This is a genomic window from Bacteroides sp. B1-V-101, from assembly GCF_023656585.1.
Taxonomy (GTDB): Bacteria; Bacteroidota; Bacteroidia; order Bacteroidales; family Bacteroidaceae; genus Bacteroides; species Bacteroides thetaiotaomicron.
Window position 1 is genome coordinate 54,627 of record NZ_JAMOKH010000028.1, and the last position, 17,431, is coordinate 72,057.

A 17,431-nucleotide genomic window follows, 5' to 3' on the forward strand; every position below is an offset into this window, starting at 1 on the left:
TCTTTTTGTTTGGACTGTTTTTGGGGGGCTGTGGCAGTTCCCGTCAGGGCGGTGAAGAGGCGGAAGTTGTGCGACATTACGAATGTCTGCTGCGCGCCCTTGCAACAGATGATTCATAACTCTGGCGTTATTTTCATCTATTACATCTTGATATTCACTTCTTTCTATTACTCTGCCATTTTGATTTTGAGTACATTTTTCTCTTATTGAGCAATTTACACAAGCTGATGTTTTATATACTTTTGATCTATAATTGGGACGGATTCTCCATTTCCCTGTTGTTGTCATTTGTTCTCCACAAGGGCAGATATAATAATCTCCGTCATTTATATAATGAAATTCAGCCAGTGGTATGGAATTCGAATTAGGTGATGTTGATGGCATAGGCGATGAATAAGTACATATTCCTGAATATTTACAGGCTTGTAGTTGGTCGCCGCTAGTATAACCGGCATCGCTAAGTGTGTTGAACGAATCTAATTGTAGTAGTTCCTGGACGGTCAATGCCGCTGTTGATAGTTCTCTTTTATCAGTTGATGCTCCAATATGAGAGTGAACCAATAATTTGTGTTTACTATCAAAGGCTGCTTGAACCGCATATTCAACTCCTGATACATTATTGGTTAACATTAATGCTCTTGAATCTTTGTCTGTTAGACTTATTTGAGTATCATTACTATTCTTCAATTCCGTATCAAGAGTTTCGTATTTCTTACGCCTGTCTTGTTGTAATTTAATCTTAGATTTAAGAAGTTCTTTTTCTTCTTCTTTATCAGTCTTATCTAAAGCTACTTCAAATTCTTCAATACGGTTATCTATATATTCAAGATGTCTGTCTATCTTCTTTTGTGTATAATTGTTTCTGAGACTATTTTGGGCAAATATCTTGAAAGAATCTATACCTATGGTTTCGCCTTCTATCAGACCCATATCCTTTAGCATAAGGACAAACTGCCTAAAGACTTTTCTAAAAGCCTCCGCATTATTTTTTTTTAAATAAGCAATTGTCCGAAAAGAGGGCATTAAGCCTCCTAATAGCCACCATAATTCCACATTTACTTTACAGGAAGTGTTCCAACTTTCTTGATGATCTTATTGAGTGCTTATAACCATATAAATACAATTTTAGTAATGTTGCAGGATTATACGGTGGTCTCCCTTCTGATTGAAGTTTGACATGTTTAAACCCAAGCTCATCTATAGGCAAGATATCCACAAATAAATCGATAAGCCTGCTCATCACCAAGAATGTTTTTCTCATAATCCAATAACTTTAGAAATTATTAATATCAACGTAACAAATCATTCATCTTTCAGATCGACAGTCGGCAAGTTAAAAACTTTTTCGATGCCAATCCAGCTTTCTGCCGCATCATCAAATAGCGTTTCATATTGATCATGGAATCCAAAAAGGTCACTAAAGAAATATGTTTTCAGTGTTGGATACATGCTTACTTTCCATTCGTTGTCAGCTCCATCAGGTACAGAAATAATAAAATCTGTGGACAAGCTACAAGTGGTTATCCCGGCCTTAGCACCTCCATTGACAGCACTCGACGCGTAACAAAACATATTAAAATGTGAAGAAGGTTCGCGTAAATTAAACTACCACCTAAGCTGTGGGCTTCCTTGGGCCGGATTGGTTCTATTGATAACTTCAATATCATTTATTGTTTCCGTATGGCTATTGGAAATGCTTATTCCTCCTGAAATCTCTGGTCCAGTGACACTGACACTTCCTCCTAACTCGAAAGAGACACTGCTGGTATAAGAGCTCTGGCGTTCCGTAGTTTGCGGGGAATGTGCATGAATAATGGCACCATTCGGGTGAACCGGAGCGAATTCCAAATTTACGTCAGTCAGGCAAAAGCCATACCCTTTCATTTTCAGAGTACTGACCTTGGTATGCCATTCTCCATAAAAAGAAGGTTCTACATAGGCTATAAAACCCAGATTTACCAAATAAAAATGTTCTTTCCGGTCTTTGCTATAAGCGGTCCATATCTTAGCTTCTACTTGAAAATTATCGGTTGTCCCTTTACCTTCATGTCCATGAACAGGAGGTGCGGTATAGCTATTTTGACCGATAACGATATAGGCAGATATCAAGTTTTTCAAATCCGACGAACCGTTTGACGGAGCTTTCGGTTCCAGGGCTCTTTGTAAACTTTGACTTGTCATGTCGCAATGAAATCCCTGCCCGTATTCATTAATCGTCTGTACAGATTCTTTGCCATCAGCTCCGGTAGCAGTACTGAGCGCATTGAGCTTGGAATAGAATCCGCTCGCCGACGGAAGCGGTCCAGAAAATACCCACAGCGGCAGTTCGTCCGAATAAGACTCATCTTCCTTCGCATAAGGATTATAGCAATCCAGCAACGTGCAGACGGTATTAAAATCCTCGTTCGTTCCTCCCTCCATCATCATCACGATGCTCCGCTTATGGAACATATCCTTGATGTCAGCCAGCAAATCGGTATCCGACTGAATCCGGTCAATGTCCTGCCGGGTAAAGAAGAACGCGTCGCCAACCTCCATCTTCTTTCCCGGAGCATAAGGAACCGCCTCCTTGTAACGGTTTATCATGTTCTCGGATATCATATGGTCTTCTTTGCTCCAGAACGAAAGGTAATAAAGCGTGTTGTTGTGTGTTACGCCTAACTGGTCGGTAGTAGGCAAAGGATCAGTTAGTTTCTCGGGATCATTTACATTGTCGGGGGCGTAGTCATCCTCGTCATCGCCGCACGATGTAGCTACCGCAAGAACCATGTAGCACAACAATAAGTAATGAAGTAAATGAATCTTTTTCATGACTTTTTAAAGGAGAATCCTATTGTTTGTATTATTCAAATTCAAGCTGTAGAACTCATTTGCCGCTTGAAATAGAGTTGTCTTTATTTGAAGTTATTTGGGTAGCATTTTCTTTTACACACGTTAAAATCACCCATAAAACCCTGTTTTACTCTTTTTGGAGATGACGCAGGCTCAACCGACAAGTGCAAAATAAGCGAAAAGATTTAAATTCAGCCCGATTCTTGCCTATAAAAATTGTCTCAATTGTCAGAATCGCACATCTTTGTGGTTTAGAACATTTTAGTTTTGTAGTTTAGGCTATTTTTTGTCGTTTGGGCTATTCCTCCATCCATAACACACCGTATTATTCCGCCTCTGTTTTCCTCCATTTAGGGGTACAGCCCGCATTTTCCTTGAACAGCCTTATAAAATGGCTTGGTGACAAAAAACCGGATTTCTCGGAGATGTCGGCAACCGTCAACCTCGGATATCGCGCAAGCAGACGTTTCGCATATTCTATACGAAGTCCGATAATCCAATCGCGGAACGACATGTCATACGTAGTTTTGATGTACCCGGACAGGTAGGTACGGTTGGTATGAAGCACATCTGAAAGCTCCTTTATGGTAAGGCCGGGCCGGATATAACCGTCCGCATCGATACAACCTTTGATTTTTTTCGCTATTTCGGCATGGAAAAAAGGAGTATCCTGCCTCTGTGCCTGTTCCCGGTTTGTGGTGTCACACAGGTCTTCCTCTTCAGAAGTCATGCCATCTTCCATCGCGTTTTCCACCTGTTCGTAAAACAGCAGATAGTTCAGATAGCAAAGGAAGAGATAAATGTAAAACGGTACCGATGACAGAATCCAGATATAGACGTATTCATCAGGCAGGAATGTCAGCAGTCCGCATCCCACCCCGAATGTGACAGCCCAGTAGGTGAAAATGGAAAGCCATTTGATATAGGCACCGATGTCGTCCGCACGGGTGTCATCGAAAATGCGGATGACCCTGTGATAGGCCCGGAGAAGCCTACGGGTCAAGAACAGCCCATAGATAACCAACCATGCGGCCAAGGCAAACATCACCGTTGTCTGTAAACCACCTTTTGGTAACAACAGCAGAACGATGCCGGAAAGGATGGAAAACAGTATCCATAGACAGATATGCGTCCGTAACCGACGTTTGGTGATATAAAAGCGGTCAAGCAGAGTGGTGAGGGCCGAACTGAACAACCAGTAGCACAAAAAATAGGTGGACAGGTTCATCAGGATGGCGGCATCGGTATTCTTGAACCTGATTCCAAAAAAGAAATGTACCGAATAGTTGGCGGCAAGTAACAGTATGGCTACCCCCATAATTCGCCGGGAACGCAGATAATTATTGAAAATGGCTTTTTCCGAGGTTGGAGCCAACAAAAAATAAAAGCCGAAGAACAACATCAACGGTAGCGCAATACAAAGTGAATAACTGTATATAGATGGTTCCATTTTATTATGCCTAACTATTTTGAATGCAAAATTAGCGAAAATACTGAATATATGGCGGATTTGCCATGACGATTTACTTTCAACACCCTATTTTGATATAATCGAGGGCTTGTTGTATGGTATCCTTGCCATTATGTCATATTGATGGAAAAAGCAGGAAAAGGAATGGTATGTTCCCAATCCTGCCATATATATCCGCACACTCGTTCACATTTTTATACCTTTCGGTTTGCACTCGTCACGGACGTTGAATCCCGGCCGCCCGATGATGATGTGGTCGGCAATAAAATTGCCAGACGGACTGCGTTCATTCACCGAGCTGCGTATCTGCGGCACATCTTCGGTGTGTTGTGGAGATACGTTTCGTACACCTTCCGCATCCGGTTTGACCTCCTGTCCGTCATTCTCCTTTTCGGCGACTTCGGGCGTAGGCGGCTCAAGCTCCAACTGTATCTTTCGGTCGAGTGCTGCAAGTTCGGACTTCAACTGTTTCAGTTCGTCCTCCTTCTTCCATACCTTCCCGGCTATCTCCTACAACTGTGAGACCTCCTTTTCCTGCACCTCGTTCTTCGCCTTGTACTGGTCAATGATGGACGGAATCCTCTCCAATGCGTTCAGGAAATTGCGTGCGGCGGCTACCGGGTCAGCCATCGCCAGCATGCAGCCTATGTCATACAAGGATACTGATACTACGGGAGAACCTGTCGAGCATGTGACAGAACCGGACAAGCAAATTGCGCATTCGGCTCTCGGTGACTACGGACCATTCAGTGTGAAATATGCCACGAAGGACTTTCTCAGCTACGGGAACAAAAAGTTCCGCATATAGATTCTGATTTTGCTTGTTACAGATGGAAGCAACGGCAATATGCCAGAGGAGGCCGGGCTATACAAAAAATAAGGGGCTGTACACATGCGTCAGCTCCTTGTTTTTAAGGGGTAAGCGACTGCTCAACTACATCTTGTGCATTCAATTTTTCAGTGGGATGCACTCCATTGTAAGTGCATCTCAATTTCCATATACCAACTTATCTCAGGGTTGTCATTGAGTGTCAGTCTCGCTTTTTCCCGTTTTTTCCTGCATTTTCCCGGAACTGTCCTGATTATTTTCTCCATACATCCGGTAGCAGTTCCTTCAGGTCTCTGTCTGATTTGGGAGCCAGATAATAGGGGAGTTTACTGATCACATCATTCAGCCACTCTCTGGGGTTGACACCACGTTCCTTACATGAGCCAAGCAAGGAACAGATTATAGCCGTATTCTCAGCCGCTTCGTGGTTTCCGCAGAACAGCATGTTCTTTCTTGATATGACCAGTGGCCTCAGGGCATTCTCACAGCGATTGTTGTCAATGAAAATTCTTCCGTCATGGAGATACGGTTTCATTCTTGGCAGCAGGGAGTAGGCATAGGCTATGGCTTTTCCCATAAGACTTCGTTTTAGAACTTTAGGGTATGTGTTTTTAAGCCAGAGTTCAAAGCTGTCAAGCATCGGCTTGGATAGACGTTGGCGTAATTCAGCACGTCCTTCATACGGGAGTTCCTGTTTATCCGCCATGTATTCCACATTATACATATCCTGGATAAATTTGAGTCCCTGCATGGCATATTCCAGATTTTCTTCCTTGCACAGCTCTATATGTCTGCGGATATGCGCGAGACCCCCACACAGACATACGTCCTCCCCATCCTCAAAGGCGTCATAAATGGGATGGCCGTCACTTTGGAGATATCCTTTGAAGTTTTTCAAAAGCCTGACCGCAACTTTTTGTGAACGCGATCCGTTGTCGTAATGGAAGAAGGCAGACGCGGCACAGCCGCTCGGACTATCCAGATGTATTCTTTTACGGCTTTATGCCTGTCGTGGTTTATAACCGGAAGCGTGGTCTCGTCAACCTGGAAGTAATCTGCGGCCAGTACTTTCTTCCTGAGTTCCAGATAAAGTGGCCTGAGAAGCTCGCAGACCGGTCTGAACCAGCCGTCCAATGTGTTTTTGGACAGTTTCACACCCAGATGTTCCAGCTGTTTCACTTGTCGGTAGAACGGGACATGATATTCGTATTTCTGTAAAAGGACCTCAGCGAGCATGGAAGCCCCTGGCATACCTTTATATATGGGCATCAGTGGCATGGGAGCGGTTATTACAGCCTTTTCTCCGTTATCAACGGCCTCCATTTCATTTTTCAGGGCGTATGTGGGACGTACCGTGTCTTTCACATAGAGGTAGCCGGGTTTCATCTCAAGGGTCCTGGTATGTTCCTCGCCTATCTTGACGTATCTGCTTAAATCGACATTCTCCGGTTCGATGACGACTGTTACAACCGGAAGGTTATCCATGACGACCCGGTTACGGCGCGGCGTTTTATTGGCGGCCCGGGACTTGGGGACGGTAATCTGTTCAGCCGCCCTGCTCCGGGCATCTTCGATTTCCGCCTCTATCTGTTCCAGGTCGCCATAGTCAAAAGGGAGCTTCGGGTCTCCGTTATCGACAGGCTTGCATTTCTCACTCATCTTTCCGAACACCTTCCTCTTCAGCCATGCCAGGGAGGCGTTCAACTCAACTATCGTACCCCGGAGTTCTTCTATGGTCCTTGCCTGGGCTGAGATGATCTCACTCTGTTTACGGTTGATATCCAGCAGCTGCTCCATTGAGGGTTCCACAGCTTGTCCGGTTGCATCTTCTTTTGCCATTCAATATCTTTTTTTTGATGATATAAAGATAGTCAAAAACAACAAGAAAAACAAGCCTTCAAGCTGTTTGTTTACAACTGTTTTACCAATGCTTTTTCAAATTGGAAAGCCGTCTTTGCCTGCCTTTGCTGACATCTTCATTGATGCCTTCCACCATAACGACCAGGTCACTCCAGGTCATGGGGTAAGAACGGGTGGCAGGATTATAGGCGGGTATCTTGAAGGTGCCTTCTTCAAGCAGTTTCTCATAAAGGACCAGACCGCCCGGTTCGGCATGGAGCAATTTTATCTTGGTCCGGAAACGGTTGTAGAAAATGAATACCTCCCCACTTCTGATGTCGCCTCCCATCCTCTCATGCACAAGGCCGCAAAGAGTGAACATACCTTTCCTCATGTCCGTATAACCGGGGCACAGGAAATATCTCATGCTGTCATTTAGGCAGAACATTGGCATTATATATTTTAGAGATCAGATTCAGGGCAGCTTCACAGCCGGAAGACCCTTTAAACTTCAACTTCAATCCGTTGGGTAATTCCAAGGATATTTCAGAGCTGTCCTTTCCTTTCAAGGGAAAGGGGACGCTAGGCTGGGGAGATGGCAGGGGAGCCTCGTGAGATATACCGGGGGATGGCGTGTCGCCATTGATTACTATGGGGACAAAGCTGTCTTTAACCCCTAAGCGGGAGGCTTCTGCCAATAACTCCCGCTCCGTTATACCGTATTTTTGTTTCCAAAGATAGAATCTACTACGGCTATAACCTTCATTCTCACAAAAATCAGCAATGGACAAACCACTCTGCTGCTGACGGAAAAGAACGGAGATAAATTTTTCTCTGCTCATCATGTGTTTACGTCGCTGCATCATAGGATATTATTTTTTTTGCAGCAAAAGTAAGGAGGGAAAATGAACTGTAGAAGATGTACTTACTCAGGCGCTTACTTTAAGGGGATATTCGACTTTTAGCCCCCAAAAAGATCAATATTGTTATGTACAACCGTCCAACCTGCGGGTAAAGTGCGCAACTCGGATCTGGACAGCAAGCTGAAAAGAGGCACAAGTATGTAGGCAACCCTGTTATAGCACCGGAATCTGCTGTGTCGCATGAATCAACCGTAGTCCCCGTGAAAGGCATGGCTATACCGCCAAGGGCTGTGGATGAAGTCGCAATGCGGAAAGCCGTCCTTTCCCAGGCAGTTCTCAGGAAGTCTTAAGAAAGAGGGGATAAACATCTGATACGGACAACTCGCAATACGATACGCAACGATGAAAGTGGTGAACAAATCTGGCACTAACGGATGCGCCTCTTTTATATGATTATAATATTAACAAGAAATGCCCGCCATTGTTCTTAAATGCGAATTATAACTTCTTACTGTTGGAAGATTATCTATAAATCGGGCATGAGGGTAAGAGTGCTTACAAACAATTCGGCCCGCTTTATTGGGGGCTGCCAAACCTCGACCGGCACCTGTACCACCCGCGGATATAAATTCGGACCGGAGGTATGGATGGTATTCCGCACACCGGACCAACGTACCCTTGCGGACAGTCCCGAGCCCGGCAAGCCATAATTCCGTCGGGTCAATTGAACAACCGCCTCTCGGAATATGTTCATATCATGGGCCGGTCCCGTATGCAGCTATTTTCCGGGGTACATGACATTGAGGACATACCGCCTGATGCCGACATCCGAGGTTATGTTTAAATTTGTATATTAATTTATATTTTTATATATTTGCAACAGTTGTTGTCTAATTTACATCAGAATGACACGTGTTCGGAATATGGGAAGAATACTGTCCGCATTCCTCATGCTGGGAATTTCCTCCATGTGCGGAGCCCAGATATATAAATACTTGGGAATAGAGGACGGATTGAGTAACCGGAGGATTTACCGTATCCAAAAAGACGGGAGGGGATACATGTGGTTCCTCACCCAGGAGGGGATGGACCGTTATGACGGCAAGCGGATCAGGCATTACACTGTTCTTGACGGCAATCTGAAGGTGGCCCCGCAAGTCAATCTGAACTGGCTCTACACCGACACGGAGAACACGCTGTGGGTTGTGGGAAGGAAAGGCCGTATTTTCCATTACGACACCCTCCATGACCGTTTCCGGATGGTATACAGGATACCCGGTCTTCAGGATGACTTCGCCACGGGCATGCTCTGTTACGCCTATATGGACCGTGGGGACCGCATATGGCTCTGTCAGGGTGACCATATCATCCGCTATGACACCCGCACAGGCATTGCGCAGCGGCTGGTCTCCCGTTTAAGAGGTGATATAACCGCTATCAGCGAGACGGACGGTACAAACCTTTTCATCGGTACCGTGAACGGACTTTTTCCGGTACGGGAAAGGGACGGTGTCCTTGAGGCGCTTGCGGACACGGACAGCATCCGGACGCCGGTCAGCGAACTCTACTACCACCCCGGTTCGAAGAAACTGTTCGTGGGAACCTTCAGGAAGGGCATACTTGTATACGGAGTGTCCGCAGGCAGTACGCTGCGGAATGTGGCCGTCAACCGGATCACCCCTCTCAATGACCGGGAGCTGCTGATAGCCACGGGCGGAAGGGGGGTATACAGGATGGATATGGACTCGCTAGTGCCCAAACCCTATATAACCGCCGACTACGCCAGCCACAACGGCATGAACGGAGACAATATCAATGACATTTATGTGGATGGCGGGGACCGTATCTGGCTTGCCAACTACCCCGCCGGAGTCACAATCCGGAATAACCGCTACCAGAGCTATGAATGGTTCCGGCACTCACCGGGCAACAGCCGGTCGCTGGTTAACGATCAGGTGCATGATGTCATCGAAGACAGCGAAGGCGACTTGTGGTTCGCCACCAGCAACGGGATCAGCCTGCTGCAGCCTGCGGTAGGACGGTGGCGCTCCTTTCTCAGCCGGTCCGATGGGATACAGGATGGCGGGAACCATATCTTCCTGACGCTCTGCGAGGTCTCGCCGGGTGTCATCTGCGCCGGCGGGTACGCTTCGGGCCTGTACAGGATCGAAAAGAAAACCGGGAGGGTGGAATACTTTCCCCCCTCCTTTGCAGCAGAGGGGCGTCCAGACCAGTATATCAATGACATCGGAAAAGATTCCGGAGGATGTATATGGACAGGGGGCTGCCACAATCTCAAACGTTTCGATCCCCATGACGGCACAGTACGCCTGTACCCGGTCCCGGGCCCCATCACCGCCATACTGGAGAAGGCTCCGGAATGGATGTGGATCGGTACCGGCATGGGGTTGTACCTGCTTGACGGGCACGGGGGGACCTGCAGACATATCGCCTTTCCAGTCGAGGCGGTTCATGTCTATGCACTGTACCAGGCACCGGACGGGCTCCTGTATATCGGCACCGGCGGGGCGGGACTTCTCGTCTATGACAGCGTGGAGGACAGGTTCGTCCGCCAATACCAGACCGAGAACTGCGCCCTGATATCCAATAACATCCATACCATTGTCCCCCGTGCGGACGGCACCCTGCTACTGGGGACCGAAAACAGCGTGGCCCTGTTCCGGCGTGAGAGCGGCACTTTCAGAAACTGGACGGCAGAACAAGGGCTGGCAAGCGTATGCCTCAATGCCGGGGTATCCACTTTCCGGCACGGGGAAAGCTTCGTGTTCGGGAGTAACACCGGAGCCGTCATGTTCCCCTCCGACATGAGGATACCCGCCCCGCATTTTTCTCGGATGCTCCTGCGGGATTTCATGATCTCCTACCGCCCCGTCTATCCCGGGGACAAGGGATCCCCCTTGAGGGAGGATATTGACAATACCGTCAGGCTGGAACTTGCATATGACCAGAATACCTTCTCCCTGGAAGCTGTCTCCATCAACTACGACTATCCCTCGAACATCCTATATTCATGGAAATTGGAGGGGCTCTACGAGGGCTGGAGCCATCCGGTCCAGAGCGGGCGGATACAGTTCACGAGCCTGCCCCCAGGCAACTACACCCTGCGTATCCGTGCCGTCTCCAATGAGGAGAAATACAAGGTGTATGAGGAAAGAAGCCTCGGTCTGAGTGTCGCCCGGCCGCTGTGGGCGGGTACATGGGCCATTGCCGGATATGCGTCATTGTGTGTGTTGGCTGGGGTGGTGTCTTTTCGCGTTGCCATGTTGCGCAGGCAGAAAAGGATATCAGACGAAAAGACGTGCTTCTTCATACATACTGCCCATGATGTCCGTACTCCGCTTACGCTGATCAAGGCTCCGCTGGAAGAGGTGGTGGAGAAAGACATGGTGAAGGCGGAGGGGATGGACAATGTACGGATGGCCCTGAAAAGCGTGGACGGACTTCTGGGATTGGTCACCAGCCTGATAGATTTCGAGAGTACGGACAACTACACCTTGAGACTTCATGTCTCGGAATATGAGCTCAACAGTTATCTGGAGACGACCTGTGAGGCATTCCGCACATATGCCTCCATCAGGGACATCGATATCACCCGTGAGAGCGGCTTCCCTTACCTGAATGTCCGGTTTGACAAGGACAAAATGGACTCTATATTGAAGAATATACTGTCCAACGCACTGAAGTACACTCCACGGGGCGGGAGTATCCAGGTCCGTGCCTTCGCGGACCGGCATGTATGGGGTGTGGAAGTGGAAGACACGGGGATTGGCATTCCACCTGAGGAACGGAAGAAACTGTTCAGGAACCATTTCAGGGGCAGTAATGCCGTCAATCTGCAAGTGGCGGGAAACGGTGTCGGACTGATGATGGTACATAGGCTGGTAAGGCTGCACGGAGGCAGGGTCCGCGTTACCAGTACCGAGGGGAAGGGGACCATGGTATGTGTTATTTTTCCCCTGAGGAGCAGACGCCTTGACAAGGCATGCCCCGTTGCTTCGCCCAGGAAACAGGATACCGGGGAAACCCGCATGGGACCGGATTGCGGCCCCATGCGTGAGATCCTTCCAACAATGACCGGCGGGGACCGGCAGCGTATTCTTATTGTGGAGGACAATGACGATTTGCGGACCTACCTTGAGGGGCTGCTGAAAGAGGAATACCTGGTCCAAACCTGTTCCAACGGACGGGACGCGCTGCTTGTGGCGAGAGAATACAATCCGGACCTGATACTTTCGGACGTTATGATGCCTGAAATGGGAGGGGACGAACTTTGCGCGTCCGTCAAATCCGATATTGAGACATCCCATATCCCGGTCATGCTGCTGACCGCCTTGGGAGATGAGAAGGACATGCTGGAGGGGCTGGAAAACGGAGCTGACGCCTATATCACCAAACCGTTTAGCATAAACGTGCTCAGGGCGAATATCAGGAACATACTGGCAAACCGGGCACTGCTCAAACGGGCATACGCCGGTCTTGAGGACGGAGTCGGACAGGTTCCGCCGGACTGCCACAATACCCGGGACTGGAAATTCATGGCCTCCGTAAGGGAATGCGTCATGAAGAATATCGACAACCCCGGTTTCTGTGTGGACATGCTCTGTGGCATGCAGAACATGAGCCGCACCGGATTTTTCAACAAGTTGAAGGCGCTCACCGGCCATGCCCCGGCTGACTATATCCGCTCCATGCGGCTGCAATATGCGGCACAACTGCTCAGGGAAAAAGACTGTTCGATAACGGAAATCTCGGATGACTCGGGGTTCTCCGATGTCAGATATTTCAGGGAGGTGTTCAGGAAGTACTATGGAATGAGCCCGAGTGAGTACAGGAATTCGATGAGAGGATAACATCACGGGCAGACAGACTCCAGGATATGGCAGGTCTTATTGTCGGAGATGGTGTATGTTTCGCTCCGCACCGACAAGCCGGGCACGGTTAACTCGTTCACCGTAATGATGAAGGCGAACAGCCGCCCTGCCCCAGTATTGAGGCTCGTGCCTGATAGGGATAGTAGAAATAATAGTGTTCGTCCAACAGCCCGCCTGTGAGCGGTGTCGGACTTTCAGTTTTCCATACGAGACCGCCCGTGTCGGCATCCCTCTCGGCTGTCAGTTTCACGTTGGAATAGACTGTTTGAGTGCCCCGCACCACGTATAGGCCGCAGGCCCCGCCTTCGGAAAACTTGGTTTGGCAGCCATTCTCCACAGTACGGGTGGTTTTGCGAACAGCCGACGTATATCCACCATCGGTAACGGAGAAAGTAAGTTGCTGCGCCTTGTCTTGGTTGCCCGGGAGCTCTTCTTGCGTACAGGCGGCAAGCGATAGGAGCACCGCCGCCGGAATCGAATGTAGAATGCTTTGCTACAGTTTCTTTCTTTAATGTGATTAAAAAGCGCACACGGCCAGAAACCTAACTTTATAAGTACTTATCATTACTTTCCAGAGTGGCATCTGGAAAGTGTATGGCATATGCATTGTTAGGGCTATAATATGCCTCCGTAGACGACCAGTAAGAGGTGGTATAAATTGGCGTCGGACCGCCGGCAGCGACGAGGGATGGGTTGACTATATAATTCCAAATTTCGGCATTCGGAAAATCTTTCATCATAATCTTATCATCAGTAAGTCGGGCTGGGGTTAGTCTGCCTGTGGGGTCAGTGTCTTTCGGTATACAGAAGACGACACCGGTGACCGTCTTGCCCGCTACGGATTGCGGCTTCGGGTCTGCGATGACCTGAGCTTTCCCATTGGGATAGCGTTTGCGCAGTCCGCCGTCCGAAGTGCTCCTGCCCGAATAGATGTAGTCCCCAGCCTTCACTTCATCGGCAGTGTAGTGTATTGTTTTGGCTACCGCCACATTCTCCTCACCGCCATCAATCCAGGTGTTGCCCGGCACCGTCTGCACCACGTCTATTTCATTCGTTTTTCCTCCGTGACACCTTCGCCCGCCATGAGCGTGAACTCTACTTTTGCCATGCGGTGGTTGAAACGGAGGCTGACGGCTTGGTCATAACCTCCCACTACGGTGACGTATAGAAGGCCGAAGCCGGCATACCCGCCACTTTGGTCGATATCGGCATTCGGAGTCCGTGCCGTGACACATGTCTCGGTAGTGCTCTTCCGGTAAATGGTGTTTTCAGCATCCTTTGGGACAGTATTGCCCGAGGCGTCCATTACGTACCTTTGGAGGCTGAGCATGCCATCCAGCATCACTCCTATCTCCTTGCCGCCGGCACGGGGGTGCGGTTGCGCCACCTCCGCTGTCAGTCGCAATGGGTACTTGCCATCGGGTAAACGTGTAGTAGATTCTCCCGTTTCCATCTTGCCGCAAGAGACGAGTAGCCCGCCCGCGAGCATCAACATCGGCTACCAGCCGCTGATGCGCATCCATCGTCCGGAATATCCTGTTCCCTTCACATCGTTATTTTTCTTTGTTTTATGTGGTTAGAAAGCGCACACGGCACGCACATTGAGTGCGCCGTCCTTTTCGCTGAGCTGTGCGAAGGCATTGTAGAAATACACGCTAAAAGCGCCATTCTTATTACTGGGGCTCTCCGAAGAAGACCAGAAACGTTTATGGTTATTGCGCGGTGACAATGCGTCACCGCCAACGGCGGAGATGGAGACTTCGACTATATCCCTCGTCTCTGTGTTGTCCCGTGTGTACGCAATATTATCGACATCCTTATAACATAGCATGTGCAGTTCCTTTACCGACGGCAAGAACCATCCGGTGCTGTTTGCCGGGGCTGGATTATTTGCGATAAATGTTTTCAGGACCTCAGCAGGATTGACCAAGGCATCGGTTTTGCCGTTTGTCTTGCAATATCCGTTATACGCCCACAGCACTTTCGTGTTCTGGTAACCGAGTATCCTGTTTATGTTGCCGGTCGCATCGAAACCAGTGGCAATGTTTACGTACTCATCCTTATCGACAGGATTGAAATCTGTTCCTCTTTGAAAATCCGCCACCCAGTCGTTAACGTTTTGCCACGAGACGTTGCCCGGAGCATCTTTAATCGACACGGCAAGGCCATGGGTGCAATTGGGATGTTCTTTCACCATAATCTTGTCGAAATCCAGAGACGCCGGCGTGATCCGTCCTTCAGGATTGGTCTCTGCCGGTGTCCAGAAGACGATGGCCGCCACGCTTGCCTTCTGCTCCTCGGTCAGGGTAGTACCCTTAGGCAGCAGGTTGCCGTCGGCGAGCAGGTAATCTCCCCGTTGCATCGTGTAGTCCTTTACAGTTGTCACCGCGCCGTCCACCTTGTATCTCTTGTAACTGCCGGTAGAAAGGCCGGACGGGGTTATGGTGAACTCCTTGCTTCCCTCGTCATAATGTCCTTCGATAGTCGGTGCGGGAGTCGCGTGATTCACCAAGTAGCGGTATGTACCATCGTTCACGCGCAGCGGCTGGGCAATGCCAGAGAATGTAGTGGCGGGTGACACGGCGTAATCAGGAATCCTCTCGTCGGTAAACTTGTATTTAACGGTATTCGGCATCTCGATGACGGCCAATGCCATACGATGGTTCATGGTGAAAGAGAGGTGGAGGGTGTTGTCTTCCCCTGTCGTTGCGGAGCCTTCGGCAGTCATCAAGTCGGAGGCGGTATATGCCGCATGAGTACTTTGGTCGTCCTGAGGCTGCCAAGCGGAAACCAACGGGGCGAAGAATTCCGTGTCGGTCAAGGCTGAGCCTGTGGGAGTGGCAGTCTTTCCGCTCATATCCGTTTAGTAGGGATAGTAGAGGTAGTAGTGCTCATCCGACAATCCCCCCACAAGTGTCGTGTTGTCCTTGGACTTCCACACGAGGTCGCCCGTGGCGGCATCCCTCTCTGCGGTCAGTTTCACGTTGGAATAGAGGGTTTGAGTGCCGTGCGTCACGTATCGCCGTCAGGCATGTTTTTCCTGCCGCTATGAACAACGGCGGGGGTATATGGTTATCCGGATGTTGCCGATGGAAAAAATCGGCTGGAAGAAGAAATAAATTTCTCGCAACGTTTCACAACAGCTTTGACCTGATGCTTTTCAACACACGCCACACCGTCATGCCTGAGAGCTTTATTCTCTTCCTAAGCAGATAGTTGGCAATCCGTTGCGCTCCCCATCTTCTTGTCTCACGCACAGATTAAGGATAATGGTTTCAATTTCAGGTGTTATCTTCATATTGGCAAGTCTTGATGAACGTTTAGACTTATCGGACAATTCCGACTTGCCTTGTTCTTTCTCGCAATTTATCCAACGGTATAACGTGGAACGGGTAATCCCGCACCGAAGGGCAGTTTTTGTCACAGAACCCGTTTCGACGTATAGCTCAAGCCATTTTTGGCGCATCCGTATATCTTCTTTCATGCAACGAAGATACGGATTAAGATTTGCCAACGAAAAGAAAAAGTGTAGCGTATCTATTGATACTTTGCAATTAAATACTACTCCGCTTTTCAGCCATCTCCTTAATACCAGCCTGTCAATCTACACATTGTTGAGAAGCCATTCATGATTAATATGATCAAAACAACCCTTAATGTCACCTTCCAGTATCCATTGTGGTAAACAGTCTCTACTCAACCATCTATGAAGTGCGTCTATTGCATCCGCAGTACTTCTAAACTTTCTGAACCCATATGAGTTCGCATCCGCTTCACTTTCAGTTATAAGTTCTAAAGCCATAAGATATATCCTGCACGGCTCTGTCCTTCATGGTTGGTATTCCCAAAGATCTTGTCTTGCCATTTGCTTTGGCTATGTTGACCTTCCTCAGCGGGAAGGCCTTATATCCTCTCCTTTTCAATAAACATATAGCTTCTATTTTCTTGGCATCAGTGTCCCACTTCATATGGTCAACCCCTGCCGTACGTTTACCTTTATTGGAAGTTACTTTCCTTATCGCCAATGCCTTGGCTTCGTAGGAAGTGGCAAGTAGGTACCGTAAGGCCTTTACCTTGTTGTACCTCTTTTCTTTGTGGGCCTTTGCTATTCGGACCTGCAGTTTTCTCACTTTACGCTCATATTTGGAAGAATCGATATCTTTTCATGTCGTGTTTCGTACGGTTAAAGATGCACACTCGGCTTTTGCCTTGCTCATTTGCAGTTTCTTCATTTTATTAAAGTTCTACAATCGTTTCACAAAGAATTACCCTGCGGAAGTCTGCCTGATTTCGCATGGGGTGATGTTTAAACCTCTATCCTCCGCATTACACAGAATCATTCACTTTCTCCGCAATCCTTTACCCGCACCACATTCGGCTTTTCTTGCAATTGGCTTACCTGCCTGACATAGACAGGAGAAATACGGGTTTACCAAGTTCCGTACAAGTAACTGACGCCCGACTTAGAGCCCGCCCCTCCACCGCCAGTATGATGTCCGTGTAGCCTTACATTCCCAAAAGACTATCCTGACTACCCACCTTTTGGCTATAGCTTATAAATATCCGTAAGCTATTTCTTTATTACGATGGTGTAGCGATTCACATATGTTACTCATATCAGTCAGCCTAACAGCCTATACATTGGATATTTCTGTAAAGGACTGCATTGTCAAGAGGGCTTCGCACTAAACCATGACTGGTAAAG

The 17,431-nt window shown here is 48.3% G+C and carries 14 protein-coding genes and 4 pseudogenes; 3 read left to right on the forward strand and 15 right to left on the reverse strand.

The features are described from left to right. Window positions 1-108 precede the first annotated feature (108 nt). From NBH01_RS26715 to NBH01_RS18660, 5 genes and pseudogenes are all read right to left on the reverse strand, one after another. A pseudogene (locus NBH01_RS26715) lies at window positions 109-1,237 on the reverse strand (transposase); the annotation flags it as partial. 65 nt (window positions 1,238-1,302) lie between these two features. Next, complete coding sequence (locus NBH01_RS18645) at window positions 1,303-1,572, reverse strand: hypothetical protein (RefSeq protein WP_004318665.1); 270 nt, start codon at window positions 1,570-1,572, stop codon at window positions 1,303-1,305. Between the two features lie 33 nt (window positions 1,573-1,605). Beyond that, window positions 1,606-2,811, reverse strand: a complete 1,206-nt coding sequence (locus NBH01_RS18650; RefSeq protein WP_004308143.1) for a hypothetical protein — start codon at window positions 2,809-2,811, stop codon at window positions 1,606-1,608. Window positions 2,812-3,157: 346 nt separating this feature from the next. Continuing rightward, a complete protein-coding gene (locus tag NBH01_RS18655) occupies window positions 3,158-4,282 on the reverse strand; it encodes a helix-turn-helix transcriptional regulator (protein WP_004318663.1) in 1,125 nt (374 codons plus the stop codon). 207 nt (window positions 4,283-4,489) lie between these two features. Beyond that, window positions 4,490-4,939: pseudogene (locus tag NBH01_RS18660) on the reverse strand (hypothetical protein); the annotation flags it as partial. Between NBH01_RS18660 and NBH01_RS18665 the strand changes: the two are divergent. Then, window positions 4,869-5,111: a hypothetical protein gene (locus NBH01_RS18665; protein WP_010537621.1), complete on the forward strand. Its 243-nt coding sequence runs from the start codon at window positions 4,869-4,871 to the stop codon at window positions 5,109-5,111. The pseudogene NBH01_RS18660 and the gene NBH01_RS18665 sit on opposite strands and share 71 nt — an antisense overlap. Window positions 5,112-5,385: 274 nt before the next feature. On the opposite strand, the pseudogene tnpC reads toward NBH01_RS18665, so the two are convergent. From tnpC to tnpA, 3 genes and pseudogenes are all read right to left on the reverse strand, one after another. Continuing rightward, window positions 5,386-6,971: pseudogene (gene tnpC / locus NBH01_RS26815) on the reverse strand (IS66 family transposase). An 82-nt stretch (window positions 6,972-7,053) separates the two neighbouring features. Next, entirely contained in the window at window positions 7,054-7,398 is a 345-nt protein-coding gene (tnpB, locus tag NBH01_RS18680) for an IS66 family insertion sequence element accessory protein TnpB (RefSeq protein ID WP_074759520.1), read from the reverse strand. Between the two features lie 4 nt (window positions 7,399-7,402). Continuing rightward, entirely contained in the window at window positions 7,403-7,837 is a 435-nt protein-coding gene (gene tnpA, locus NBH01_RS18685) for an IS66 family insertion sequence element accessory protein TnpA (protein WP_004308135.1), read from the reverse strand. Window positions 7,838-8,373: 536 nt separating this feature from the next. Between tnpA and NBH01_RS18690 the strand changes: the two genes are divergently transcribed. After that, the gene (locus NBH01_RS18690) at window positions 8,374-8,544 is read left to right on the forward strand and encodes a hypothetical protein (protein WP_008643590.1); all 171 of its coding nucleotides are present in this window, start codon (window positions 8,374-8,376) and stop codon (window positions 8,542-8,544) included. A 195-nt stretch (window positions 8,545-8,739) separates the two neighbouring features. Beyond that, the gene (locus tag NBH01_RS18695; RefSeq protein WP_004308134.1) at window positions 8,740-12,705 is read left to right on the forward strand and encodes a hybrid sensor histidine kinase/response regulator transcription factor; all 3,966 of its coding nucleotides are present in this window, start codon (window positions 8,740-8,742) and stop codon (window positions 12,703-12,705) included. 97 nt (window positions 12,706-12,802) lie between these two features. On the opposite strand, the gene NBH01_RS18700 is transcribed toward NBH01_RS18695, so the two are convergent. The 7 genes and pseudogenes from NBH01_RS18700 to NBH01_RS18730 form a co-directional block, all read right to left on the reverse strand. After that, on the reverse strand, window positions 12,803-12,976 hold the full coding sequence (locus tag NBH01_RS18700) for a hypothetical protein (RefSeq protein WP_004308133.1): 174 nt from the start codon (window positions 12,974-12,976) through the stop codon (window positions 12,803-12,805). Window positions 12,977-13,274: 298 nt separating this feature from the next. Continuing rightward, on the reverse strand, window positions 13,275-13,766 hold the full coding sequence (locus NBH01_RS18705; protein ID WP_250700216.1) for an Lcl C-terminal domain-containing protein: 492 nt from the start codon (window positions 13,764-13,766) through the stop codon (window positions 13,275-13,277). Between the two features lie 2 nt (window positions 13,767-13,768). Beyond that, window positions 13,769-14,221: a hypothetical protein gene (locus NBH01_RS18710; RefSeq protein ID WP_004312652.1), complete on the reverse strand. Its 453-nt coding sequence runs from the start codon at window positions 14,219-14,221 to the stop codon at window positions 13,769-13,771. Window positions 14,222-14,302: 81 nt separating this feature from the next. After that, a complete protein-coding gene (locus NBH01_RS18715) occupies window positions 14,303-15,583 on the reverse strand; it encodes a fimbrillin family protein (protein ID WP_004308132.1) in 1,281 nt (426 codons plus the stop codon). 263 nt (window positions 15,584-15,846) lie between these two features. Beyond that, window positions 15,847-16,210, reverse strand: a pseudogene (locus NBH01_RS18720) (helix-turn-helix domain-containing protein); the annotation flags it as partial. A 120-nt stretch (window positions 16,211-16,330) separates the two neighbouring features. Continuing rightward, window positions 16,331-16,528, reverse strand: coding sequence for a reverse transcriptase domain-containing protein (locus tag NBH01_RS18725; protein ID WP_008775183.1), 198 nt, complete (start codon window positions 16,526-16,528; stop codon window positions 16,331-16,333). Next, window positions 16,506-16,856, reverse strand: a complete 351-nt coding sequence (locus NBH01_RS18730) for a reverse transcriptase N-terminal domain-containing protein (RefSeq protein WP_004308130.1) — start codon at window positions 16,854-16,856, stop codon at window positions 16,506-16,508. Before NBH01_RS18730 ends, NBH01_RS18725 begins: the two co-directional genes overlap by 23 nt. Between the last annotated feature and the right edge of the window lie 575 nt (window positions 16,857-17,431).

Excerpts from the sequence above, each read along its gene's own strand:
- tnpA (WP_004308135.1), bottom strand. The coding sequence starts at position 7,837 with ATGATGCAGCGACGTAAACACATGATGAGCAGAGAAAAATTTATCTCC.
- NBH01_RS18690 (WP_008643590.1), top strand. The coding sequence starts at position 8,374 with ATGAGGGTAAGAGTGCTTACAAACAATTCGGCCCGCTTTATTGGGGGC.
- NBH01_RS18715 (WP_004308132.1), bottom strand. The coding sequence starts at position 15,583 with ATGAGCGGAAAGACTGCCACTCCCACAGGCTCAGCCTTGACCGACACG.
- NBH01_RS18645 (WP_004318665.1), bottom strand. The coding sequence starts at position 1,572 with ATGTTTTGTTACGCGTCGAGTGCTGTCAATGGAGGTGCTAAGGCCGGG.
- tnpB (WP_074759520.1), bottom strand. The coding sequence starts at position 7,398 with ATGAGATATTTCCTGTGCCCCGGTTATACGGACATGAGGAAAGGTATG.
- NBH01_RS18710 (WP_004312652.1), bottom strand. The coding sequence starts at position 14,221 with ATGTTGATGCTCGCGGGCGGGCTACTCGTCTCTTGCGGCAAGATGGAA.
- NBH01_RS18695 (WP_004308134.1), top strand. The coding sequence starts at position 8,740 with ATGACACGTGTTCGGAATATGGGAAGAATACTGTCCGCATTCCTCATG.
- NBH01_RS18655 (WP_004318663.1), bottom strand. The coding sequence starts at position 4,282 with ATGGAACCATCTATATACAGTTATTCACTTTGTATTGCGCTACCGTTG.
- NBH01_RS18665 (WP_010537621.1), top strand. The coding sequence starts at position 4,869 with ATGATGGACGGAATCCTCTCCAATGCGTTCAGGAAATTGCGTGCGGCG.
- NBH01_RS18725 (WP_008775183.1), bottom strand. The coding sequence starts at position 16,528 with ATGGCTTTAGAACTTATAACTGAAAGTGAAGCGGATGCGAACTCATAT.
- NBH01_RS18650 (WP_004308143.1), bottom strand. The coding sequence starts at position 2,811 with ATGAAAAAGATTCATTTACTTCATTACTTATTGTTGTGCTACATGGTT.